Origin of the sequence: Pontibacterium sinense, from assembly GCF_015209595.1 — a bacterium.
Classification (GTDB): Bacteria; Pseudomonadota; Gammaproteobacteria; order Pseudomonadales; family Balneatricaceae; genus Pontibacterium; species Pontibacterium sinense.
In genome coordinates, this window is sequence record NZ_JADEYS010000018.1 from 16,198 (window position 1) to 42,215 (window position 26,018).

Genomic DNA, 26,018 nt, shown 5'->3' on the forward strand with positions numbered 1-26,018 from the left:
TTGCAGAGTTTTCCCCTGTCTGAAACTCCCTCTCGATGAAACGTTACCTTGAGGAATAACCCACATGGGCGATTCCGCAAGGCAGCGTTTCCGGGGGGATCAGCCAAGAGATAGGGAGCGCCCGCTCTCCTGCTTTTATCGCTGCAACTATCACGCCTGTTTTATAACTACTTGAATTTTCGACACTTTTATAAATGCGTTAGTACGAATCAGCATATAGATGTAAAAACATTCATACACCCTACGAGCAAAACGTCGTAACTCATTGTTTTTATTGAACTTGCAAGTTTTCTGGCCGTACAATTTTGTTTACTGTAACGAACCTTCAACACCTGTGATAACGACCTGAAACTTCATATGTAACATTGTCCATACGATGCGCATAAAAAAACGGCGGGCTTTACACCCACCGTTTTTTTCCGTTTAGTTCAGTTCCAGAAATCCATTAAAGCGTTGCGCTTGTAGGCCCTGGAAGAGTGACAGTTACATCTTCACATGCATGAGTCACCGGAACATAATTGGCATCACCGTCATAGTCCGCTTTATAGGAAATAGACGTTGTACCGGTTGCTGTAATAATACGTTTGTTCGCATCAGACAGTGTCGCAAACAGGTTGCCGTTGGACTGCACCAGAGCAACGTTATTGATAGTCTGCAGCAATGTACCTGTGCAACCAGTGCCCTGATAGATCAGGAAATCTACGTTACCCGTAGGCAGAACGCCCGCGTCACCGGTCACTTCCGCACGATCAAGGATAATCACGTGAGTTGCGATAGTCGGCAGACGTTTGTTGACGGTCAGTTTTTCACAACCAGCCTCAACACCTGATTTATAGAACTGGTCTCCTGCATAAGCAGCTTTATAGGAGAGTTTCTTATTGGTCAGGCTGATAGGAACATAACCGGCGGTATTGAAGTTATCTGATTCGACCGTACGACCATTTGCAAGATAGTCTTTACCATCTGCGGTCAAATCTTTCACCGGATCGGTCTGGGTAATCACCGTACCGCTACAGGTATCACCTTCATACAAGGTAAAGGTCAAGTTACCTGTAGGACGTGCAGGCGCAGAACCGTTAACCGATGCGATATCATGGATGGTTGCACCGATGGTGACATTACCATTCTGAATATCTGCCGGTGTGCCAATTGTATGTGTCGCACTGGCAGTACCTGCATGGATATTGGTCACAACGGCTGGCGTGTATTTCTCAAGCTCCAATTTCTCACATACAGCAGTAGATGGTTTGTAGTTGGTGTCACCACCATAGCTTGCTTTAAACGATAGAGACTTATTGGCATCGGTTGGCAGATATCCTGTTGTATCAAAGTTACCGGACTCGGCTTCAGCGCTTGCATTCAAGCCCACGATCTCACTACCATTCGTCCCGAAGGACGCGATTGGGCTGCCGTTGACTTCACAGTTATCGTTATCATACAGCGTGAAGGTGATATTACCGGTAATGGCTAGTGCACCTGTGCTGGAGACAGACGCAAAGTCATGGACTTTAATACCCACAAACTGCTTCGTACCATCAAGGTTTGGCGCATGACCACCCATTTCGTGAATCTGGGTCACCGTTGTCGTGTTCAAGGTGTTCAGCGTGAGGTTCTCACAAGCAGCAGTCGCATCTGGCAACACACCATCGCTACTAATAAACTTCGCCTCGTAAGAGATTGCACCCGCACCAAACTGTGTATCCGGCGTTTCAACACGGATTTCACCGTTGATTAACGTACCGGTTGAGATATCCACGGTAGCAACGACAGTACCGCTACCCTGACAGTTTGCTGCGTTAAACAGTGTGAACACAACATCACCAACTGGGGTGATAGTACCCGGACCTGTTACCGCAAGGTAAGCTGCATCATGGATCTCAGTACCCGCATCGACTGCACCGCCCTCAAGATCGGGGGCGTGAGTGCCTTTTTCATGAATCTCCGTACGCAGCTCAGTCCCGCACACAGGGAAGTCACTGATCACAAAATCTTTCAGTGATGCCGTGAACGAGCTGGATGAACGGGTTTCAGCCATAAAGCTGGCGAAACATGCATCGCCACCAATGACTTCAGAGATATTGATGCCGCCCTCGAAGAAGGTTTCAAATGGGAACTCATTCACAAAACCATCTTTAGAGACATATGGCCAAGGAGAATCTTCGGTCACGTCATTGGTGATTGCACAGGCTTCTTGCGGATCATCTGAATTACAGATAGCGCCTGCGCCAGATACGCCAAAACGTAGACGGAGGTTTTTTGCTGCACACTGGTTAACTTGCGGGTTATTGCTGGCAGCTTTAGGACAAGATGGATCCCACTCTACCACCTGAATCAGCGGCACCGCATTGTTGGCCTGAGGAAAGTTCACCAATACCAGAGTATCACCCGGCATATGGACCCCGGAGAAAGAACCATCAGGATTTGCACTGACCAAGTCTTTGAAGAACCAGAAACCCATAAAGGTATCACCGACGTTGATAATTCGGTCAGCACCAAAATAGAGAATCAGATCTCCTTCCTGATGTGTCGCCGTTGCAGCGGCTGCCGGTACTAAATAAGCAGCAGCATAAGCATTGGTGATATCACCTTTATCTGGGACAGAACCATCTTTATGGCTCCATGCAGGAATATCCTGAATATCTTTTTTACCACCATCAAAAATAGATAGAGGCGCTGGATCAGCGTCAATGCCTGTGAATGCAAACGCATTGCCTCCAGAACCATTAGGGTTCTGACAAGGCCCACCCGGAACGGCCACTGGATCACATAATGTTTCCCAGTCGTCCGGCGGCTGAGATACTGCGTCTTCCACTGCATTTGCATCGAGCTCGAATAACCCGATCTCATCAACTGCATAGGTCGTTATAGACGTTAATGATAATAGACACCCCAGCGCTATCGCTTTTAGGGATGCCGTAATTTCGCACGCTCTCATGTCGTACCTCCTGGGATATACGTGCTTACATCCTGTAAGCATGTCCCATGCTCTCCACCCTGCGCGTGTACCGCCGTGAGTCCTGACAGCGGATTAAGCTATTCGTAACCTTTTATGCAATCTGCGCAGTGTTTGTATGCTTCATTAATCCTGTTATTTCGACAGGCCCCTCCCAACCTTGAAGATCGAATAAAGCTGTTGGCGGTATCCCACGACACATTCACATCTTTGTGTCATTTCAGCTATCAATCCTTAAGCCTGGAGTTAAGGAAATAATTCCTCAAAGCAGATACAAGCAAGGACTGAACCAACAACATATCATGCTGAAATATATAGATTTTTTTATACAGAAGGATATGAAAATGTAAGATTTGTAAGGGTCACTTAACAATCGAAAGATAGGATGTAATGGATGAGAGACTGGTCTGGAGTGTCGCCTGGTACTATCTAAAATAAACGGGCTTTTTTCACGGCTAGCTACGAGGCGTGTTTACGCTCAATAGAAAGGCCGCACCCAGGCGGCCTTTCTGATATATACAAAATTGGCGTTTAGCTATCTGGCATGGTGACGCCCCTTAGCTTTTCACGATACTCCCGTGTCACTTCGCGCGCTTCGTCTTTATCAGTCACGGCTGTCGGCGTAATCATGACGACCAGCTCAGTGCGGTCGAGCGACTTCCCTTCACCACCAAATAGCCAGCCTAAAACCGGCACGTGACGTACGCCTGGCACCCCGCTGCTACTTTGATTCTTGTTTTCTTTGATCAAACCGCCAAGCACCAGTGTTTCACCACTTTGTACAGCAACACTGGTCTCAATCTGACGTTGGATAATAGTCGGAGAGTCAATCCCTGATGTTGTGGTCTGATCCACATCATTCACCTCCTGCTTGATATCAAGAACGACCATGCCACCCGCATTCACGCGTGGCGTAACCTCAAGTAGTACACCTGTATCTTTAAACTGAATCGTACTGGTTGTATTGAGATTATCACTTTGGTTGGCCGTAGTTTCGGAGGTACGCACCGGAACCTGATCCCCAACACGGATGGTCGCTGTATGATTATCGAGTACCATTAATGACGGAGACGAAATAACGTTTAATTTGGAATCTTGTGCGAGGGCATTCAGCAACAGTCGGGTACCTACCGCATCGAATACTTCAAAGTTGGCTGACGGGAAGAAGTCATCCGTTGTCCCTATCGGAATGTTCCCCAAGCTACCCCGCGCAGATTTATTATCCAGCGATGATTTAAAGAACCATTGAAGGCCGTAACGCAATTCATCCTGCAGCGAGACTTCAACGATAGTTGCTTCTACCAGTACTTGTAATGGCAACACGTCCAGCTTGACGATTGCATCGTGCACCTTTTCATAGTCAATTGGGGTCGCGAGAATCAGCAGCGCATTATTCTCTTCATCAGCAATAATGCTCACATCACCCACATCAAGACTTGAACCATCCCCCGTTTGAGCAGAGATTTTTGTGCGTAACGCGTCGTTTCTTTCATTCCCTCCATCTGTCGCAGCCTCTTGTGAGCCGCTTTCATTCGGTGTCGCTGCAGGACGTTCCAGTTCATTCCGCTCATTTTGAAGACGCTGACTACGACGTTGCCCTTCAAATAGCTCACCCAACATTTCGGCTAAGTTATCAGCCTTGCCATTCTGTACGTAATACACATACATATTCAAACCACGCCGATCTTCTGCACGATCCAAACGATTGATCCATACTCTTACGTCGGTTAAATACTTCTTCTGAGGTGTCATCACCAACAGGGCATTCAAGCGCTCAATTGGCATAAAGCGTACCAATCCCGCCAACGGGCCATCGGCAGCATCGCCAAAAATAGCTTCAAGTTCTTCAACAATTGTATCGGCCTCAACTGATTTCAATCGGAATAACCCAACTGACATCCCTTTTAACTGGTCAACATCGAAGATACGCACGGTTTCACGGATATTGGTCAGCTCCTCCTCCGTGCCTGCCACCGTCAATAAATTGCGACGCTCGTCTACTTCAATTAACCCCCTCTCTGGCTTGAGCGGCTCCAGGATTTTCATCATTTCTGAAGAGGCGATATACCGTAGGGGAAGAATCAAAACCTGATATCCGCTGCCTGCCTTCAATTGGATTCGCGGCACAAAAGCACCGGATGGCGCTCTATCGGCCGGTACGATTTCATAGAAATTTTGAGATTTGAGTAACACGGCATCATTAAACTGCAGTAATGTTTCGAGTGTGGGGATCAACTCATCGGCAGAAAGTGGACGGCTGGTTTGCAGATGCACTGTACCCCGGACATCCTCGTCCAATACATAGTTCTTCTGAAGAATATCTCCCAAGATGGTTTTTACGACCTCACCAATTTCGGCATCCTGAAAATTGAGCGTGATATCTCCATCAGCCGGTTCACTTCGTTCCCGTCCGGCAACACTGAGATTAACCATTGAACCCGAACCTTGATAAAGCTCTTCACTGGGTCCATCGTCAACGACATTGACGCTAAACTGGTCTTTGAAGCGCTCCGCCCCTTTTAGCTTACTCCCGTCAGCGGGCACATCTGCCGATTGTTCTTGATGCACCGACACGGTCTGATCTGTTTTTTTGTGCCATGGGTTATCGAAGCTCTCTCGTTCACCACCCGGCATCAGACTGCACGAACTCACGAACGCACACGCTGAAAATAACAGGCTATATCCTAATAAACGCTTCACTTCCATCACGATTAACCTCCGTTGCTACCGTTATTGTCACGTGGTGGGATACGAATTTGAGCCCCCGGTACACGCTGTGGTCTGGGATTCGTTTTTGCTTTTTGATCCTGATCGGATGATTGTTCATTATTTCCACTACTGCGCGTACGGCTGGGCTTCTTAGTTACTTTTTTGTCACGCGGTTGCCAGAGCTCTAGTCTTGCCTGGTCTCCACTGCCGTCTAGTACGACAAAGTCACTGCCTATCTCACTGATAACCCATGTTTGATCTAATGGCATCCCCACCGCGAGTGTCATCCGCTTATCTCCTTGTTTTTCAGACATAAGCGCCAGTGGGGTGTCTTTGCTCAGTATCACGCCCACCAGCTGCCACTTCTCCATCAGTTCTTTCTGAGTAACATCTTCAGCAAACTGATCCTCTTTGGGTTTTGGTCGGCGGGTAGAAGTGAATAGTGGACGTTTACTAATTTCGTCAAAGGTGTCCAACGGTGGATAGTCTGGCAACGTTAGTGATTGGTCAGGTGTATCTTTATCGCCAAGTTGAGACCCGTTATCCGCAGAAACAGGCATTGCCAGCAATGATATTGCGAGCGCCAATGCAGAAGAAAAATAGGCTGAAGAGAACAAAAGTCTTGTCATTCTATTCCCCTTTACCGCTATGTCCGATCAGATCAAAACGAATATCCAGCGAGGGCAATGTGCGCTTCACTCGCGGCTGTCTGCGGGTTCGATTATTGCGCTGCACCACCCGCCTTACAGCAGATGTAATAACAAGATTTTCGATAAACAGCAGAGGTTTGCCTGATTCGATCTTATAAAAAAGATCGGCTAACTCATCGATCTCACTACGAATATGAATCTGCAACGCTACGGTGGGCAGAACTGAATCGGTATTCTTTTGAAGAATTTGCGTGCTAACAACCTGTCCGCCAGACAACGTGACCATCTGGCTCAGCTTCTTTTGCAGCTCTGCGGCAGCTAACGTTGGTTTGCTCTCCGCTAAATAAAGATCAGCGATAGGATTATTTTTACGCAACGTTTCCAACTGCTCTTCACTGCTTTGCAGTCCGGAAGCGACCCGCTCATAGACAGCCATTCGCTGCTCTAGCTGCTCGATCTCTTCGCTCGACGACTGATAACGAGCAAATAGTGGCTGGATAAAAAAGAGGACGACCAGTAGTACCACCAGCAATAAAATACCGACTGCAAGTAATTGGCTCTGTCTGGGGTTCAACGTATTCACAGCGCCTCCTCTTGCAGTAGTTGTGCAACGATCACAAAGCGCTCTTTTTGGTTGCGGGGGTTGGAGGTTACAGGGGAGGAGAATCGAACATTTCCTAAATACCCCATCCCTTCCATCAACCCGATTAACTCGGAGGCCTCGTTTGATTCACCCTGGAGCTTGATATCCCGTCCGCGTAACTCAAATCGGCTGATCCACGTATGATCAGGAAGGAGTCGTGTGAGTTCATTCAGAAGAATCAGTGCTGAGGGTGCACTGTTCTTTTTATTCACTAAAAACTGACGACTTTCAGTCAGCACTTTCACTTGCTCGTTCACAACCTGCGCCTTTTCTGCCAATGCTTTTGGTGCAGAAATTTCGGTGCGAAGCGATTCCACCCGCGCTTCTTGCTGATATACCGGAACAGTGACCGCTAGAATGAAGGTAATAAACAATACGAAGAGCAGCCAGCGGCGCGATCTCGCTTTTCTATCTTGCGGCGGTTGCATGGATTTGGGCAGAATATTGACTGAATACAGATCGCTACTGGCTTCTGCAGCCGGTGCCACAACCGTCGGGTGAACGCCACTTACCTCAAGCGCCTTGAGTAATGGATCCAATTTGGCGCGGGCCATCAGCTTCAACGCAACACTGATACGCTGCGTTTTTGTATCCCGTTCGATGATTCGATATCCGTAGTACACCTGCTCTGCTGTAAACGGGGTATGACGGTCCATCTCGAAACGTAGAACATTTTCCAGACCGTTTTCCGTTGCGGCGGGTAACTGAAGCGTTTTGGTGAGTAACATCTCTGGAGGGATTAAGAGTATAACCTGATCGGCTTTGTGACCGAGCTCAGATAACTGTTGCCGAATGTCGTCCGCAATCAAGGGCTCTTCTTGTATGGCAAAGCGGGTGATAGGCATCAGGTTACCGCGGCTGCCGTAACGAATACTGCAATGCCCGTCATGCAATTCGGCCATCACATACTGACCGCGACGATGCAACTTATTGCGTAGTGTTGAGGGTAAAACCCCCATTAACTCACCAGTCCACCAATACCAAAACTCTCCTAGCCGATCATACAGCTGGTATGCTCCGGTTCTTAAACTTGGCGAGGTGCTCTGTTTTGCCATTGGAAGTCACCTAATCGTCAGACTCCAATCCTATGAATAACGGCTCCTTTTTCTCACTGCTTTTTATCAGATCGAATCGTGCGTTGGCTGCAGCACTTCGGCGACGAACGACAACTTGTTTAAATGCCTTTCCATACTGTCCAGCAACGGCTTCTGTATAAATAGTGTAGTAGACACCCTGTAAACTTGGTGAAATAAACTTACCCTGCAGCGGTGGTGTTTCAGGAGGGGGCAAGCGGTCTTCATGATTCAAACGCCGGTCTTCAATGTATTGGTCCACGATATATTCGTCAGCACCTTCCAGCGATAATAGAACCAGGCGCGGCGCAACCAACGGATTAATCCCATTCTTTAATGAATAGACGGTCAGGGCTGGGCTAATGGCGTTATAGATCCAAGGCTCCATCCCTAATACTTTTTGCAACTCCTCAACGCTTTCGAAAATTCCATCTTTTGCGCCATATTCATAACCTGCGGCCAGATAGTCCTCGTCTTCCGCACCGTTCAGGCGTTTAAGGTCATCTTCATCACGCCAATCCAGAATTGCATCCACCAACGGTGTTGCGATCTCTTCATCTACTTCTGCGACCTCGAACAGTTTAGTCAGATGCGCAGGCGTGATCATATTGATATCAATTTTTCCATTTTCATCTTGCAGCGACACGGCAATATTGGTGCGATCGAACTCCATTTTTTGCACGCTACCGTCAGCTAACCACCGCTCTTCTTGCGGCAAAGTCAGGCTCCATATCGCCCAACGTACACCCGATTCAGCCGCATGCTGAACCTGACTACCAACAGTCATATTTCTCGCCAGTTGTGCTTCAGAGCGCGTCACTGAGGATATTTGCATCGCAATCAACGAAAGCAATATCAACAGCCAAAGGACAGCAATCAGCGCAAAGCCGTGAGGTGCTTTAGAGTAATTTTTTAAACTCATAGGCACTCGTCTTCGGCAACACATACAAAGTGGGCCATGCGTTGTCCGGGCCAAATTCAAGTGTTACCTTTATTGACCGCGGTAGTTGGCTATTTTCAATCCACTCCTCTTCCCATATTTCATCTCCGTTTTTGTCTATGTGTAGATATTCAAAGCTAATCCCTGAAAAATCCGGGTTTCCAACTACGATTTCACTTTCCAGCTGAAGGATTTCGTCTATCTTCTCCTGCCAAACGATATTCTTTAATACAGCGTTTTCGTCATCGTCGAACTGTGTCTGTTCGTTGAAAGGCAGCAAGTAGAGGACAAGAGACATATCACCATTTTCCGCAATCCGTTCTTTCACCATTATCCAATACAGATCACCCTGGTTGCCGATCTGCTCAAGGGGGGCGATAAACATGACTTCATTCTGGGTGCCATAGAACGCAGCCTGTGGTCTGCCATCATCATCCCGGACCCGCTCCGGACGTAAAGACGACAATACCCGACGCAACGCATGCATCGAAACATAGGTATCGCTACCTTCGTTTACCTTGTTAGATACCACTTCCCAGCTTCGTATACCCAGATGCAAGCCCGAGGCGATAACGACGGACAGCAAGCTTGCCAATACCAATGCGATGATCATCTCGATCAGCGTAAAGCCGCGTTCATTGGCCATCAGCACACTCATAAGGTGTCCTCTGCAACGACATAAATGGTAGAAAGCGAGAAATGCTGTCGCTCGTGGTCTCCCCAAAAAATAGACACTTCTATTCGATACGGCATAAACGGATAAATCGTACCCGGCACCTGATCGGGGAACTCCCAAGGCTCGATAATTGATTCCCAACGATACGGCTCGGTGAATTCACCATCAGATCGGCCTACACTCAATTCAGGTGTAGCCACCAACTCGGCTAACTTAGATTCCGCCAACATCAAGGCGTATTGATCTGTGTCCGCAGTACGACTGGTTCGCATGGAAACCGATAGGAGGCTCATGATCACACCCAGCGCCATCGATAACACGATGAAGGAAACGAGTACCTCTATAAGGGTGAAGCCTGTCATTTTGCGACGATTGCTAGTCATACACCGTCACCCTGCCAGTTAACCAATCCACTGATATTCGGAAACGACGGTTTTCCGATTGAAGAGATACCACCCCACCACTCGAGCTTCCGTCCGGATAAAAAAGGATTTCGGGTTCCCCTTCATCCGAACCCAGTTCACGCATGACCTTTAGCTCGATACTGCCCGGCCATTGATACAGCCTATCGGCGCCTGTCACCTTAATCGCGACCGGTTCTTCTATTTGCTCCACTGTAATGACATCACCTTCGGCAATGGCGCGACTGCGAGCGAAGCGTAGCAGTGCTGCAGCCTTTTGAGCCTCGCCTTTAATTTCTACACCGGGGATGAGCGCGGAAAACCTAGGTGCGACAATGCCGATAGCCAACACTGCGATTAGCATCGTTATCAGTAACTCCAACAGCGTAAAGCCCTTCAGGCATTGGCGCTTAGCTGTCATCGGATCTTTTACCTCATAACATTAATTCCTGCGCGTTACTCCCAACTCACCACATCACGGTCATCTCCCTCGCCGCCCTCTTTCTTATCTGCACCTAAGGACATCAGATCAAATTCACCATGATCCCCAGGATATTTGTATTGATAAGCCATTCCCCAAGGGTCATCTCGTATAACTTTTTTCTTGAGATAGGGCCCGTTCCAGCTAGACACTCCCGATGGCGCTTCGATCAAAGCGTTTAACCCTTCTGATGTGCTCGGGTAACTTCCCACTTCAAGCCGGTAAAGATCCAGCGCAGCACCCAACTCTTCAATCTGTAATGCGGCCGTTTTGCTTTTCGATCCCTCAAGTTGCTTAAACACCTGAGGGCCTACCAAGCTGGCAAGCAGTCCCAAAATTACAAGTACGACCAAGATTTCGAGCAAGGTAAATCCGCGTTGTCTTCCTTGCGCCTTGCTTTGTTTCGACGTGAATACGCGTGCCATAACAAAACTCTCCTCAACTCAGATCGGAATATCGTTGATACTCATAATTGCTACCAAAATTGACATGATGATTCCGGCGATCAGGATGCCCAATCCAACAATTAACACGGGGGTCAGAATCGACAAGGTACGCTGGATCGCCGTTGATACTTCGCGGTCGTAAACATCCGCGACCTTCAGCAGCATGCTTTCCAACTGACCGGTTTCCTCTCCCACCTGAATCATCTGCAATGCCAATGAAGGAAACAAACCGGTCGCCTGCAAGGGTCCCGCTAAGTGCTTGCCTTCTTTCAGGCTTTTTGTCGCTTTGTCGACTGCTTGCGCCATACAGGTGTTCCCGATGGTTTCCCGTGCAATCCCCAATGCACTCAGTAAGGGGACACCGCCCTGTACTAAAGTACCTAAACTGCGGCTGAATCGGGCCGTTTCTATACGTTGATTAACGCCCCCTATCAGCCAAAGCCCTAATCGTTTTCGATGCCACCACAAACGGAACTCGGGTTTTGTCAGCAGGTGACGCCAATAGAGCAGTGCCACAATCAACACGAATACACCCCAGTGAAAATACGCCCGTATCCCCTCCGCCACTGCGATAACGATCGCTGTCGGCAGTGGCAACGCCTGCCCCATGTCTGAAAACAATGTCTGAAATTGAGGCACAACATAGGTAAGAATGATTAGCAGCGAAATCGCAGCGACAATAACCAAAATAATCGGGTAGATCAGCGCAGATAGCACCTGATCCCGCAGGTGTTTACTGCGTTCAAGATAGGAAGCGAGCTGCTCCAGACCGTTGCCTAAGTCACCCGATACTTCTGCAGCCTGAACCATACTGACGTAGAAATGAGAGAAACTTTCAGGCACATCAGCCAACACACGAGAAAGCGGTAAACCGCGCCGCACACCATCCTGAATCGGCTGAACCAGATCTAACAACTGCTGATCGTCACTCACTTCCAGCATGATATCCAGTGCCCGGTCGAGAGCGATCCCTGCTTGCATCAGAGCCGATAACTGCTGGGTAAATACCAACAAACGCGTATCACTCAGTCCCCCGCTACCCACGCGTGTATTAAGCAACTGGGTGATACTGAAACCTTTCTCCCCGGGTTCCACCGCAACCGGGATAAGGCCTTTAGCCTGCAACTGATGGACGACAGTTTGCTCGTCTGCCCCCTCCAGTGAGCCACTGCGTGATTCCCCATCGGCGGTAACAGCTTGGTATTGAAAGAGAGGCATTGTCTATGCCTCCTGTGTCACACGAATGACTTCTTCGATACTGGTCGAACCCATCAGCGCCTTACGGCAGCCATCCTGATACATCGTCCGCATACCCGCCGCTTTTGCCGCTTCCAGCAAGACACCGGCGTCTGCGTGCTTCAAGACCAGCCGGCGGATGTCATCCGTCACCACAAGTAATTCAGTTATGGCGATACGTCCGTGATACCCACTGCCTCCGCACTGCTCACACCCCTTCGGTCGGTATAATCGGGTGATAGGATGCTCTTTCGAACCCCGCAACCCCAGCTCATCAACGATCTCAGGTAATGGTTCGTAAGCTTCCCGACAGTGATCACACAAGCGCCTTACTAATCGTTGACCAATCACCGCATTGAGCGTGGACGTCAGCAGGTAGTCTTCAACCCCCATCTCTAACAGTCGGGTCACGCTGCTGACGGCATCATTCGTGTGCAACGTCGACAGTACAATATGACCGGTTAATGCGGACTGCACACAGATACGGGCCGTTTCAAGGTCTCGCATCTCACCGACCATGATGACGTCAGGGTCTTGTCGGACAATAGAGCGTAATGCACTGGCGAACGTAAGGCCGATGGAGGATTTCACCTGAATCTGGTTTATCCCTTCCAACTGATATTCAACCGGGTCTTCAACGGTGATCAATTTGCTCTGTTCGGTATTCAGCTGACTCAGGGCAGTATAAAGCGTTGTGGTTTTACCACTGCCGGTAGGCCCTGTAACAATTAACATTCCGTGCGGTATCGAAAGCACAGAGTTCATCTGCGTCATCAAAAAATCATCAAAACCCAGCGAATCAAAATCCAGCGCAACCGTTTCACGATCCAGCAGACGCAATACGACACTTTCGCCGTGCATGGTGGGTACTGTAGACACACGTATATCCAGGTCTTTACCTTGCAGACGCATCTCGACACGACCGTCTTGCGGCAATCGCCTCTCGGCAATATTTAGCTTCGCCATTATTTTGATACGTGATATCACTGCGGGTGACATGTTCACCGGCGGAGCTTCACCATTTTTTAGAACACCATCAATGCGATAACGAACTTTAAGCCAATTTTCAAACGGTTCGATATGAATGTCGGATGCACGTGCTTCCACTGCACGCTGGATAATCAAATTCACCAGACGAATAACCGGCGCTTCACTCGCCATATCCTTAAGCTGTTCGATGTCTTGTTCGAGATCCTGTTCGTCGGCATCCACACCGGCGAGAATATCCCCCATCTTGCTGTGACCTTCTCCATACAGTCTCTCAATCGCGTTATCCAGTTCCGTTGCAACACCTATTCGATAGTCAACGGTTTGTCCGGTGGCGACCTCGATAGCGGACACCGCAAATGTGTCCTGAGGGTCTGCCATTGCAATGACTAAACGCCCTTCATCTTCATGAAGGGGCAACACATGGTTTTCTTTGAGAAAGCGATATGAGAGTCGATCACCCATAAATGGATCAGTAGGAAAATCACGTGACTGAACCAATGGCAGTTCATACATAGAGGCGAGTTGGTTGGCGATGTCGGTCTCCGACACTAGCCCCAATCGAATCAGCAGCGATGCAATTGGAGTATCATCGCTGCTCGATGCCCGCATCTGCATCACACGGGAAAAGTCGGTATCAGACAGGCATCCCGCTGCGACAAGTGCTTCGCCAAACGCCTGAGAATCAACTGCCAGTGAGGTCCCTTCAGATGAATTACTCATCCAGATATCCTCCGGTGCCAGAGTCATTAGAATACAAGACGATCCTTGTTAAGGTGTAATAACCGCCTTACATCTGTATGTATTTTGATCAAACAACCTATCTCCAATAATAGACCCAATTCCTCTGTTGCCCGCGACGTCGCCTGAAAATCTTTGATGAATTATTTAAAGCCCTGTAAATCTGATAGCATGCTGCGACCATTTCTCATCGCGAATGACAGGTTATGAACAAGGACATTCTTATCACGGGTTGCTCAACCGGTATCGGCTACGAAACCGCTCATTTACTGCGCTTACGCGGTTACCGCGTTTTCGCCACAGCACGAAAACCTGATGATGTGGAGCGCTTGAAAAAGGAAGGCTTTGAAGCACATATACTGGACTTGGACAGCAGTGACTCAATCACACAGGCGCTCGATTGGGTATTGGAGCACACCGACGGCAAGCTTTACGCGTTGTTTAACAACGGTGCTTACGGTCAGCCAGGTGCGGTCGAGGATTTAACCCGTGATGTCCTGCGTCAGCAGTTAGAAACTAACCTACTCGGTTGGCATGAACTCACCTGTAAGGTCCTGCCCATCATGCGTAAACAAGGTTACGGGCGGATCATTCAGAACAGCTCAGTGCTGGGATTAATCACACTAAAATATCGTGGTGCGTATAACTGCTCTAAGTTTGCTCTTGAAGGTTTAACCGATACCCTGCGTCAGGAGCTTCACGGTAGCAATATCTTCGTCTCGCTGGTCGAGCCAGGTCCGATCACCAGCCAATTTCGCGTCAATGCTTACAACGCATTTAAAGAGAACATTGATACGGAAAATAGTGCCCACAAAGAGGTCTATGCCGCGGTGAATAAGCGCCTGTCAAAACAGGATGTCGAGCGCGGAAACGATCCATTTACGCTGGAACCGGAGGCCGTTGTAAAGCGGGTAATACATGCACTGGAAAGTAAGCGTCCGAAAGAGCGCTATTACGTCACCTTCCCTACGTACCTGTTTGCTTACCTGCGCCGCTTCCTCTCTGCCCGCTGGCTTGACCGCATCCTGCGCCGGGTATCGGATGATGAGAATAAGTAAGAATCTATCTCTCTGTAGGGCGCCTTTAAAGGCGCCGGTCACCTGAAGGAGCCCCTACAAAGCAGATCGTTTGAGTGTCGCGTTTCAATGCCTAACCTGCGGATTCAGGTAGCTCGGCTGAGCAATCAGTGTTTCGAGTTCATATGGTTTGAACTGTAGGGCGTCTTTTAAGGCGCCGGTCGCCTAAAGGCGACCCAACAAGGGAATCAGTTTATCCATAACATTACGCTCCCAAAACGAAAAAAGGCGATCCGAGGATCGCCTAAACTGAGCTAAGGGTTGGAACTTCGTTTTATGCGGAAACCAGACCGTGGCTTCCCATAATTTCTTGGATTTCCGGCAGAGACGCAGGATCATCGATGGTCGACGGGATTGTGTAATCCTTACCATCGGCGATCTGGCGCAGCAATTTACGCAGAATCTTACCGGAACGTGTTTTAGGCAGGCGCTGAACAACAATCGCACGCTTGAAGCAGGCCACTGCACCGATCTCCTGACGTACCAAGGCAACCAGTTCAGCTTCCAGCGCATCTTCTTCGATGTCTACGCCATTTTTCAGCAGGACCAGACCAACAGGTTGCTGACCTTTCAGCGGATCGTTAATACCGATAACCGCACACTCAGCAACTGCATCATGTCCTGCAACAATTTCTTCCATCTCACCTGTCGACAAGCGATGACCTGCAACGTTGATGACATCATCGGTACGGCCCATGATAAACACGTAACCGTCTTCATCTTTATAACCACCGTCACCAGAGCAGTAGTATCCCGGGAACTCAGACAGATAGCCGGTACGGAAACGCTCGAAATCACCCCATACGGTTGGCAGACAGCTAGGAGGCAGAGGCAGTTTCAGCGCAATAGAGCCCTGCTCGCCCGCTGGCAGCTCATTACCTTCTGTGTCCAGGATCTGAACATTGAAGCCCGGTACAGGAACAGTCGATGAACCTGGCTTAGGTTCTTTCAGCTCAATACCTGTCATGTTGCCGCAGATTGACCAACCGGTCTCAGTCTGCCACCAGTGATCGATCACTGGCTTACCAGTCTTCTCAACAGTCCAATGATACGTAGGTGGGTCAAGACGCTCGCCCGCCATGAAGATTGTTTCGAGCTTAGACAGATCGTAGTTTGCCAGCAGCACCGCATCCGGATCTTCTTTCTTGATTGCACGGAACGCTGTTGGTGCTGCGAACAATGCTTTACAACCGTATTCTGCACATACGCGCCAGAATGCGCCGGCATCCGGAGTACGAACCGGCTTACCTTCGTAGACAACCGTTGTACAACCCGCTAATAGCGGTCCGTAAACAATGTAAGAGTGACCAACAACCCAGCCTACATCCGAAGCGGCCCAGAACACATCACCCGCATCCATGTTGTAGATCGCTTTCATGGAGTATTTCAGTGCAACCGCATGACCACCGTTATCGCGCACAACACCTTTCGGCTTACCGGTTGTACCGGATGTGTAAAGAACGTATAGAGGGTCAGTACCTTTAACCGGTACGCAGTCAGCCGGCTCTGCCGTTTCCATCGCCGTTGCCCAGTCGATATCGCGACCTTCAATCAGCGTTGCAGTCACCTCAGGACGCTGCAGTACAACACATGCATTCGGCTTGTGCGCTGATTTTTCCATCGCTGAATCCAGCAGTGGCTTATATTCGATAACTTTGGAGATTTCGATACCGCAAGATGCGGTCACCACTACTTTAGGCTCGGCATCATCGATACGTACAGCCAGTTCGTGTGGCGCAAAACCACCAAATACAACGGAGTGGATGGCACCCAGACGTGCAACAGCCAGCATCGCGACAACCGCTTCAGGGATCATCGGCATATAAACAACAACGCGATCGCCTTTTTCTACGCCCTGAGATTTCAGAACGCCTGCGAATTTAGCAACTTCATCGCGCAGCTCGCGGTAAGTCAGCTTACGCTTGGTGTCGGTTACTGGAGAATCGTAGATCATGGCCAGCTGATCAGCACGACCGTTTTCTACATGGTAATCCAATGCCAGGTAAGCGGTGTTCATTTCACCATCAGCAAACCAGCGGTCAATGCCGTTCTCATCCTTGGACAAGATAGTTTCAGGCTTCTTAAACCACTCGATGGCTTCCGCCTTTTCACCCCAGAATGCTTCCGGAGTTTCGATGGACTTGTTGTACTCTGCTTGATAGGACATAGCGCGGGTCCTTTCTCTGTCTTGTATTTATGTTATCTGCTGAAAGTAACGGGCCGTTATAGTTATTGTAGACAGTTGACCCGTTTGACTGAGGCTACTTTACCCGAACAGGATCACAATTTAACTAATACAAAAGGCTTATAAGGGTGCTTACATCCAGTATCCATTAGGGCTACAGCCATTTTATTGACTTGAACCCTAAGACTAAGGACTGACGACAGATTGTCGACAATGTGAGTGATTTATCAAGATTTTGCAGCGCAGCATGCGCTGAAGCTCAGAAATGACGGGGATTTGGCCACAGATTGCAGACACAAAAAAGCCGCCCTAAGGCGGCTTTGTTAAAATTCTTTACGATCAGATATCTTTTGGCTGTACCGGAATAGCTTCTTTCACACCGGTCAGCACATTGCGCTGATGAAGTTCTTCATCACTTGCACCGATACCACCATCTGCCTTCGCATTTTCGAAGTAACAGAGGGTTGGCTGGAAGTTATCTGCTTCCTGTTCATCCAGTTGTACGTATGAGCAGATGATCAGCAGATCACCTTTGCTTGCCTTATGCGCCGCAGCTCCGTTAACAGAGATGATGCCACTGTTTGCTTCAGCAGCGATGGCATAAGTAGAGAAGCGCTCACCGTTATTGATATCGTAGATATGAATCTGTTCATATTCTCTGATGCCTGAACGCTCGAGCAGTACACTGTCGATTGCGCAAGAACCTTCGTAATGTAGCTCTGCGTGCGTAACAGTTACGCGATGCAATTTGGCCTTCAAGAATGTCTGCAGCATAAACCTAAAACCTGCGTTTGCTTTCCTGCCCCGGATCTGGCTCCGGGTTCCCCCCAATATTGCTTCCCCAACAGATCCGTAGATCCGTTAATGAGAAGCCCTGCTCTATAAAAGTCCCGATACCTTTATAGAGTTCAGTGCACACTGTGCACTGCTCGCCTCACCCAGCATAAATTCCAAATATGTGGATGGCGGTGCGCATGGTACTAAAAACAAAGCCAAAATGAACTAGTCAATTTGGACAGTGATTTTTCACACGTACACGCGGTCGCCAATTCTACCACCAAATTTTAAAAAAATAAGGGTAATCCTTAGAATTCTTATGTCGCATTGGTGAAAATTTCACCAGCAGATAACGACTAACATTAAACTCATTCAATAAAAGTTGAATTAGACTCAAAGCATCTTGCAACTAATTGATTTAAAATACTGCGTTTCGATTTAACACCGGATAGAAAGCCGTGGCACAAGTAGATAAAACCGCACAGTTGAGCGCTGCTCTGAAAGACCGCATCCTAATTTTGGATGGTGGTATGGGCACCATGATTCAGGACTATAAACTGGAGGAAGAGGATTACCGCGGCGAGCGTTTTGCTGACTGGCACATTGAGGTCAAAGGCAATAACGATCTGCTGGTACTCACACAGCCAAAGATCATCGCTGATATCCACCGCGCTTATCTCGACGCCGGTGCTGACATTATCGAAACCAATACCTTTAATGCGACCACCATTGCGATGGCCGACTATGAGATGGAGTCGTACAGTCGCGAGATCAATGTGGAAGCGGCACGACTGGCTCGCCAGGTCGCGGATGAAGTCACTGCACAGACACCGGACAGACCGCGTTACGTTGCCGGTGTATTAGGCCCGACAAACCGAACCTGCTCTATTTCGCCGGATGTGAATGATCCCGCGTACCGCAATGTTACCTTTAATGAGCTGGCTGAAGCCTATACCGAATCTCTGGATGGATTGATTGAGGGTGGTGCAGACATCATCCTGATCGAGACAATCTTCGATACGCTAAACGCAAAAGCCTGTATCTACGCTGTGGAGACCTATTTCGAAGAAAACGGCCTGCGTCTGCCGGTCATGATCTCAGGTACGATTACAGATGCTTCTGGCCGCACGTTGTCCGGCCAGACAACCGAAGCGTTCTGGAACTCAGTCCGTCACGCTAAACCGATCTCCATTGGTTTGAACTGTGCGCTGGGACCGGATGAGCTACGTCAGTATGTGCAGGAACTATCCCGTATCGCGGACACCCATGTCTCCGCTCACCCGAACGCCGGTCTGCCTAACGCCTTTGGTGGTTACGATGAAACACCGGCGCAGATGGGTAAAGAGATTAGCGAATGGGCAGAATCAGGCTTCCTGAACATTATCGGTGGTTGCTGTGGCACCACGCCCGATCACATTCGGGCCATGCGTGAAGCTGCACATCAGCATCCACCTCGCGAGATCCCTGATCTTCCTGTTGCCTGCCGTTTATCCGGCCTTGAACCGATGCATATCGGTGACGACACGCTGTTCGTAAACGTGGGTGAGCGAACCAATGTCACCGGTTCAGCGATGTTCAAGCGGCTGATCAAAGAAAACGATTACGAAACTGCCCTTAATGTTGCCCGCCAACAGGTAGAGAATGGCGCTCAGGTCATCGATATCAACATGGATGAAGGCATGCTGGATGCCCACGCAGCCATGGTGCGCTTCCTCAACCTGATCGCGGGTGAGCCTGACATTGCCTGCGTACCGATTATGATCGATTCATCCAAATGGGATGTACTCGAAGCCGGTCTGCAATGCATCCAAGGTAAAGGCGTGGTCAACTCCATCAGCCTTAAAGAAGGTGAAGAGAACTTCATCGAACAAGCTCGCAAGATTCGCCGCTACGGTGCAGCGATGGTTGTTATGGCCTTCGACGAAACCGGACAGGCTGATACTTACGAGCGAAAGATCGAAATCTGTGAACGCTCCTACCGCGTGCTGGTCGATAAGGTTGGCTTCCCACCAGAAGACATTATCTTCGACCCGAACATTTTTGCCGTTGCAACGGGCATCGATGAACACAATAACTATGCGGTCGACTTCATCGAAGCCACAGGTTGGATCAAGAAAAACCTGCCACATGCAAAAGTATCCGGCGGTGTATCCAACGTATCCTTCTCTTTCCGTGGTAACAATCCGGTACGTGAAGCGATCCACTGTGTCTTCCTTTACCATGCCATCCAACAAGGTATGGACATGGGTATCGTTAACGCGGGCCAGCTGGCTATCTATGATGATCTGCCTGCCGAGCTACGTGAGTTGGTTGAAGACGTTGTACTTAACCGTCGTGACGATGGCACCGAACGTTTGCTTGAAGTTGCTGAAAAATACCGTGGTGATGGCTCAGCACAAGAAGATCCTCAAGCGGCTGAATGGCGCAGCTGGGACGTCAACAAACGTCTGAGTCATGCGCTGGTTAAGGGCATTACTGAGTTTATCGACGAAGACACTGAAGAGTGTCGCCAGCACTACCCTCGCCCACTGGAAGTGATCGAAGGGCCGCTGATGGACGGCATGAGCATTGTCGGCGACTTGTTCGGTGCCGGTAAGATGTTCCTGCCTCAGGTTGTAAAATCCGCGCGTGTAATGAAAAAAGCGGTTGCCTACCTGATGCCATTTATCGAGGAAGAGAAAGCCGGTAGCGCTTCCAGCTCTAACGGCAAGATCATCATGGCGACCGTTAAAGGTGACGTTCACGATATCGGTAAAAACATCGTTGGCGTTGTCCTGCAGTGCAACAACTACGAGATCGTCGATCTGGGCGTCATGGTACCGGCAGAAACCATCCTGCGTACCGCCCGTGAAGAGAACGCCGACATCATTGGCTTGTCCGGTTTGATCACTCCATCACTGGACGAAATGGTCCACATGGCGCGCGAAATGGAACGTCAGGAATTTAACATTCCATTGATGATCGGCGGCGCAACCACATCGAAAGCGCATACCGCCGTGAAGATCGATCCGGTTTTCCATCGTGACCAAGTGGTGCATGTTACCAACGCATCCCGCGCAGTAAACGTTGCTTCCTCTCTGCTCTCTAAAGACAAAAAACCTAATTATGTCAAAGAGATACAAGAGGAATATCAGGCTGTCCGCGAACGTCACGCCGCGCGTGCAAATGATAAACGTCGTGTCACACTAGAAGCCGCTCGTGAGAACAAATTCCAGATTGACTGGGATGAGTACACACCGCCGGTTCCGGCTCAACTTGGGCTTCAGGTTTTTGATAACGTCGCGCTCGATGAGCTGCTGCCGTACATCGACTGGTCCCCATTTTTCCATACATGGGAACTGGCCGGTCGTTACCCGCGCATTCTGAAAGACGAAATCATCGGCGAAGAAGCGACCAAGCTCTTTAAAGATGCACAGGACATGCTGAAAAAGTTGGTGGACGAAAAGCTACTGACCGCACGTGCAGTTGTTGGTGTGTTCCCGGCCAATAGCGTTAATGACGATGACATTGAACTCTATACCGATGAAAGCCGTACTGAGGTTCTGACCACCCTGCACCATCTGCGTCAGCAGATGGAGAAAGTTGAGGGCAAAGCCAATATGTGTCTGACCGACTTCATTGCACCGAAAGACAGCGGAAAACAAGATTACTTCGGTGCATTTGCGGTGACTGCGGGTCACGGCTGTGACGAGCTGGTCGCACAGTACGAAGCCGACCACGATGATTACAACTCCATCATGGTTAAGGCACTGGCAGACCGTTTTGCCGAAGCCTTCGCTGAAATGATGCATGCAAAAGTTCGTCGCGAAATCTGGGGATATGCAGCAGATGAAGCGTTAGAAAACGAAGACCTGATCAAAGAAAAATACCAGGGTATTCGTCCAGCACCGGGTTACCCGGCATGCCCAGAGCACACCGAGAAAGGCTTACTGTGGGAGTTGCTGGATGCTGAAGCGAACACAGGTATCACCCTGACTGACGCTTATGCAATGCTGCCTACCGCTTCGGTCAGCGGCTGGTACTTTAGCCATCCAAAATCTCAGTACTTCGGCGTGGCCAAGATCAGTGAAGATCAGGTTGAAAACTACGCAGAACGTACAGGCATGGAAATGACACAGGCTGAACGCTGGCTAGCACCTAACCTGGGTTATGAGCCAGAAGAAGGCTAACGCTTAAACAGTGCACGTTAGCAAGGGTCGGTGGAGCAATTCATCGACCCTTTTTTCGGCACCATCTACGACTGTCTCCACACTATTCGGCAGGTAAAATTCAATGTCCACTTTGAGTATTCGTCCCGTTCAGGAAAGCGATTTGGAACGCTGTTTCGAAATAGAAACCGTGTCCTATGCCGGAGACGAAGCCGCGAGCAAAGAAAAGATTCTCAAACGAATCATCACCTACCCTGAAGGGTTTATCGTTCTGGAAAATGAGCGGGAAATCGTGGGTTTTATCAACGCAGGGGCGACCCATCAGGTTGAACTGTCTGATGAAGAGTTCAAAGAACTGATTGGTCACGACCCAGCAGGAAAGCAGATTGTCATCATGTCAGTGGTGATACATCCCGATTATCAGGGACAGGGAATGGCAGCAAAACTGATGGATGATTTTATTGCTCGAATGAAAGTAATGAGTAAATCTGAGATCTACCTGATTTGCCAGACAGAACTGATCCCTATGTATGAGAAGTTTGGTTATCAGGATTTAGGCCCCTCGACCTCAGACCACGGTGGATTGAGATGGCACGAAATGTCGCGTCACCTCTGATTTCAAGACGTTGATCGCTCATTCCGCAATGATCGATCAACTTTCAGTTTCGTAAAGGTTCGAACGCCCACGAAATGGGGAACACCAATGATGTACCCATTGCGGCAACTGACCAGCAGGTAGCGGCTGCGAAATAACATAACCTTGCGCCAGCTCACACCCGATATCCATCAGGAAGCGGCCATGATCGATACTTTCCACACCTTCGGCAATAACCTTTAATTGAAACGCCTTCGCGAGCCCCATAATACCTTCCAGAATGGCCAGATCATCTGGGTTATCGATCAATCCCAGGACAAAACTCTGGTCGATCTTTAATGTCGACACCGGCAACGACTTCAGATAAGTCAGAGACGAGTAACCTGTACCGAAATCATCAATGGCGACACTGACACCCAGATCAAGACAGCTATTGAGGGTCATTGAGGTATGAAGAATATCGTCTAGCGCAGCGGTTTCCAGAATCTCGAGCTCAAGCTGTTGGGGTGACACTTGCGGCCACGCATCCAACGCAACTTTCAGCGAACGAACAAAGTCGGAATGTTGTAGCAACGCGGCACTGACATTCACGCTGACAGGCAAAAACAGCCCCTCATCCTGCCAATTAGCCACCTGTTCCAATGCACGACAGATCACCCAATGCCCCAGCTCAATACCCAATGGATGATCGCCGATGGCGGGGAGAAAATCATCGGGGCACATTAAACCTAATTCCGGATGATTCCATCGAATGAGCGCCTCGACACCTACAACAGCACCCGTTTTCATGTTCACTTTCGGCTGGTAGTAGAGTTCAAATTCGTCTCTGCTCAGCCCGGTTCTGATTCGCTCGATGATCTCATGGCTGCCGCGTAAAGCGCGGTCTTGTGCCATATCAAATATATGGAAGTGATTCTTTCCTGACAGCTTCACTTGGTACATAGCCTGATCAGCCTGACGCAGAAGCTGATCAGCATCAATATCTTCATCTTGCGGATAGAACGTAACACCTAAGCTTGCGCCAACCCGGGTCACATACTGTTCTCCCCGTACATCCCTGCCAACTTCATGCAAGATGCGCTGCAATATTTCCTCACAACTCTGATGTGTTTGCAGGTCTCCAATCACCGCAACGAACTCGTCGCCACCCAGCCGCGCCAGCGTATCACCGTCCCTCAATGCCGTTTGCATCCGACTTGATACCGTTTGCAGAAGACGATCTCCCACATCGTGCCCATAGGTATCATTAACCTCTTTAAAACCATCCAGATCGATATAAACGATGCCTAACTTGGTACCACGCCGCAGACTCTGCATCATCGCCTGCTGGAGACGGTCTGCGAGCAATATACGATTCGGTAGCCCCGTTAGCACATCATAATGTGCGATATGCTCTAACTGCTGCTGATGTTTCTTCAGCAGAGTGATGTCGCGTGCTACCGCAAGTACAGTGCGGACCTCCCCATCCTCTGACATATCGGGAGTAAGCTTAAGATTGAAGACTTTCTCACCCGCCGGCCCTCGCATTTGAACTTCTGTCTCATACGGCTCAGCTTTAGAAAACGTATGCGCAATCGAAGCTTCAAATTCCTTGCAAAGCCCCTCGTTAAATCCCAGTTCCCGATGCGTTTTGCCGATATATTGCTCAGCTTCCAGTACGGTTACCACATTAATATTTTCAGAGATAAACAGGTGTCGCCCTTTGATATCAAATCTCATGATGATATCCGGTAATGCGGCAATCAAACTGCGTTGCTCCAGTTCGCTTTGCTTCAACACATCCTCAGCAAGTTTACGCGCGGTAATATCAACGTGTGTTCCTACCAAACGTCGCGGGGAAGATTCCCGCCCCTCTGCGTCTCTTGCTAACTGCGCACGCGAAAGAATCTCAACCCAGTACCCTTCTTTATGCCGCATGCGAAATTCAACTCTGAAGGCAGAATCACTGGGCGCTGCAAGATATTCCTCTACCTTCATTAAAATCATGTCTACTTGGTCCTGATCGACCAGACGCGCCCATGTATCAAGTTTGCTTTCAAGTTCGTGATCAGCATATCCAAGCATCGACTTCCAACGGGGAGAGTAGTACACCTCGTCAGACTCCAGATTCCAATCCCAGAGGCCATCATTCGCCCCCATCATCGCTATTTCAAGGCGCTCACGACCGGTAACGACTTCCTTGTACGAGCTCTGAAGCTCATCAGACATCTCTAACAGCTGCGCTTGGATGATGCCCCATTCATCTGAACGAATGGGGCCGGACGTGTCACTGCGCCCTTCCTTAATCGCCTGAATGAGTTGTAACACATCATCAAGCGGTTTCTGAATGCTGCGCCGATTTAGGCGGATGACCAGCACAAGTGTCACCAACGCAATACCGAGGGATAATCCCACCAGCTGCGCACGCGTGCTTTGAATAATGTTCTCTATATCAGAGCGCACCAATGCACTGCGCCGGAAAGTATCAGCATCCAAACGCCCCATATCGCTGAGCACCGCTTGTTCGGCATCATGTAACGCCGAGACTGCGTCATTCAGCTGTCCGTGCGTTGTTATATAACTGAGCAATCGGTTTCTATATGCAACTATGTTTGCATTAAGCGTTTCACTCACAACCGCGATATCATCTGTTGAGGCGGTTAGTGTTTGCAGACGCAGTGCCATATCATCTACTTGGGAGACAACGTTTACTTTCGGACTTTGCGCAATATCAAACAGAATCTGTTCAGCCATCTGTTTACTCAGCGACAATAAACTCTCCCTAAGACCCGCAACCAACACCATCAATTGATCCAGATGCTCAGTCGTCTTCCCAGTTAGGGTTTGTTGAATCAGTGTTTCGCCAATGAAATGTTCTAAACGTGTCAAATTGCGTTCGGTGAGTTGTTCAATATCGCGTAACGCTTGAAGCTCCCGGTTCTGGAGTACGCATTGTTTCAGCAGGGTATCCGCGGACATACGAAATTCTGAATACGAATCCATTAATACGGGATTAGTCAGATGATTGGCCAGCTCACTAAGATTGCTATTCACCGTGCTGATTTCACTCATGTTTAAATTTGAGCTACTGCACTGGCGACTTAGGCTGTCGATATCGGATAGAAGAGAAGAGACTTTACGCCCAAGCTGGGCGTTGGAGATGACACCGGACACTTCATCGTTTACAACCTGGGTTAACAGGGCTTCAACTCGATAAAAGCTAACTCCGGTAACCGATGTGATCGCCGTAAAAGAGAAGATAATCAGCACGGCCAGCAATATAAGCTTGCTGGCAATGCTTGGAAATAGACGCGTCATCACT

The 26,018-nt window shown here is 49.1% G+C and carries 18 protein-coding genes; 3 read left to right on the plus strand and 15 right to left on the minus strand.

Features of this window, described 5'->3' with window-relative positions; translation table 11 throughout:
- Positions 1–445: 445 nt before the first annotated feature.
- The 12 genes from IOQ59_RS15995 to gspE all read right to left on the minus strand — a co-directional run bounded on the left by IOQ59_RS15995 (position 446) and on the right by gspE (position 13,918).
- Positions 446–2,935: a hypothetical protein gene (locus IOQ59_RS15995; protein ID WP_193954461.1), complete on the minus strand. Its 2,490-nt coding sequence runs from the start codon at positions 2,933–2,935 to the stop codon at positions 446–448.
- Between the two features lie 549 nt (positions 2,936–3,484).
- Positions 3,485–5,659: a type II secretion system secretin GspD gene (gspD, locus tag IOQ59_RS16000; protein ID WP_193954528.1), complete on the minus strand. Its 2,175-nt coding sequence runs from the start codon at positions 5,657–5,659 to the stop codon at positions 3,485–3,487.
- 5 nt (positions 5,660–5,664) lie between these two features.
- A complete protein-coding gene (locus IOQ59_RS16005; protein WP_193954462.1) occupies positions 5,665–6,291 on the minus strand; it encodes a type II secretion system protein N in 627 nt (208 codons plus the stop codon).
- A 1-nt stretch (position 6,292) separates the two neighbouring features.
- A complete protein-coding gene (gene gspM / locus IOQ59_RS16010) occupies positions 6,293–6,895 on the minus strand; it encodes a type II secretion system protein GspM (RefSeq protein WP_193954463.1) in 603 nt (200 codons plus the stop codon).
- The gene (locus IOQ59_RS16015) at positions 6,892–7,914 is read right to left on the minus strand and encodes a PilN domain-containing protein (RefSeq protein ID WP_193954464.1); all 1,023 of its coding nucleotides are present in this window, start codon (positions 7,912–7,914) and stop codon (positions 6,892–6,894) included. The genes gspM and IOQ59_RS16015 overlap by 4 nt, the downstream gene beginning before the upstream one ends.
- 106 nt (positions 7,915–8,020) lie before the next feature.
- Positions 8,021–8,950: a type II secretion system minor pseudopilin gene (locus IOQ59_RS16020; protein ID WP_193954465.1), complete on the minus strand. Its 930-nt coding sequence runs from the start codon at positions 8,948–8,950 to the stop codon at positions 8,021–8,023.
- A complete protein-coding gene (locus tag IOQ59_RS16025; RefSeq protein WP_193954466.1) occupies positions 8,928–9,626 on the minus strand; it encodes a prepilin-type N-terminal cleavage/methylation domain-containing protein in 699 nt (232 codons plus the stop codon). The genes IOQ59_RS16020 and IOQ59_RS16025 overlap by 23 nt, the downstream gene beginning before the upstream one ends.
- Positions 9,623–10,027: a type IV pilus modification PilV family protein gene (locus IOQ59_RS16030; RefSeq protein WP_193954467.1), complete on the minus strand. Its 405-nt coding sequence runs from the start codon at positions 10,025–10,027 to the stop codon at positions 9,623–9,625. Before IOQ59_RS16030 ends, IOQ59_RS16025 begins: the two co-directional genes overlap by 4 nt.
- A complete protein-coding gene (locus IOQ59_RS16035; RefSeq protein ID WP_193954529.1) occupies positions 10,020–10,466 on the minus strand; it encodes a GspH/FimT family pseudopilin in 447 nt (148 codons plus the stop codon). Before IOQ59_RS16035 ends, IOQ59_RS16030 begins: the two co-directional genes overlap by 8 nt.
- A 35-nt stretch (positions 10,467–10,501) precedes the next feature.
- Positions 10,502–10,951 carry a type II secretion system major pseudopilin GspG gene (gene gspG / locus IOQ59_RS16040; RefSeq protein ID WP_193954468.1) on the minus strand — a complete coding sequence of 150 codons (450 nt, stop codon included), beginning with the start codon at positions 10,949–10,951 and terminating at the stop codon, positions 10,502–10,504.
- An 18-nt stretch (positions 10,952–10,969) separates the two neighbouring features.
- A complete protein-coding gene (locus tag IOQ59_RS16045; protein WP_193954469.1) occupies positions 10,970–12,190 on the minus strand; it encodes a type II secretion system F family protein in 1,221 nt (406 codons plus the stop codon).
- A 3-nt stretch (positions 12,191–12,193) separates the two neighbouring features.
- Complete coding sequence (gspE, locus tag IOQ59_RS16050) at positions 12,194–13,918, minus strand: type II secretion system ATPase GspE (protein WP_193954470.1); 1,725 nt, start codon at positions 13,916–13,918, stop codon at positions 12,194–12,196.
- Between the two features lie 224 nt (positions 13,919–14,142).
- Here gspE and IOQ59_RS16055 point away from each other — a divergent pair, with 224 nt between their 5' ends.
- Positions 14,143–14,994, plus strand: coding sequence for an SDR family oxidoreductase (locus IOQ59_RS16055; RefSeq protein ID WP_193954471.1), 852 nt, complete (start codon positions 14,143–14,145; stop codon positions 14,992–14,994).
- A gap of 292 nt (positions 14,995–15,286) precedes the next feature.
- Here the strand turns inward: IOQ59_RS16055 and IOQ59_RS16060 are convergent, their stop codons facing one another.
- Together IOQ59_RS16060 and panD are read right to left on the minus strand one after the other, a co-directional pair.
- Positions 15,287–17,206: a propionyl-CoA synthetase gene (locus IOQ59_RS16060; RefSeq protein ID WP_371871884.1), complete on the minus strand. Its 1,920-nt coding sequence runs from the start codon at positions 17,204–17,206 to the stop codon at positions 15,287–15,289.
- Positions 17,207–17,536: 330 nt separating this feature from the next.
- Complete coding sequence (gene panD, locus IOQ59_RS16065; RefSeq protein ID WP_193954473.1) at positions 17,537–17,971, minus strand: aspartate 1-decarboxylase; 435 nt, start codon at positions 17,969–17,971, stop codon at positions 17,537–17,539.
- A 461-nt stretch (positions 17,972–18,432) separates the two neighbouring features.
- On the opposite strand from panD, the gene metH reads away from it, so the two are divergent.
- Entirely contained in the window at positions 18,433–22,143 is a 3,711-nt protein-coding gene (metH, locus tag IOQ59_RS16070) for a methionine synthase (RefSeq protein WP_193954474.1), read from the plus strand.
- A 103-nt stretch (positions 22,144–22,246) separates the two neighbouring features.
- Complete coding sequence (locus tag IOQ59_RS16075; RefSeq protein ID WP_193954475.1) at positions 22,247–22,738, plus strand: GNAT family N-acetyltransferase; 492 nt, start codon at positions 22,247–22,249, stop codon at positions 22,736–22,738.
- A 36-nt stretch (positions 22,739–22,774) separates the two neighbouring features.
- Here the strand turns inward: IOQ59_RS16075 and IOQ59_RS16080 are convergent, their stop codons facing one another.
- Positions 22,775–26,014 (minus strand): GGDEF domain-containing phosphodiesterase, encoded by a 3,240-nt coding sequence (locus tag IOQ59_RS16080; protein WP_193954476.1) that lies wholly within the window; start codon positions 26,012–26,014, stop codon positions 22,775–22,777.
- Between the last annotated feature and the right edge of the window lie 4 nt (positions 26,015–26,018).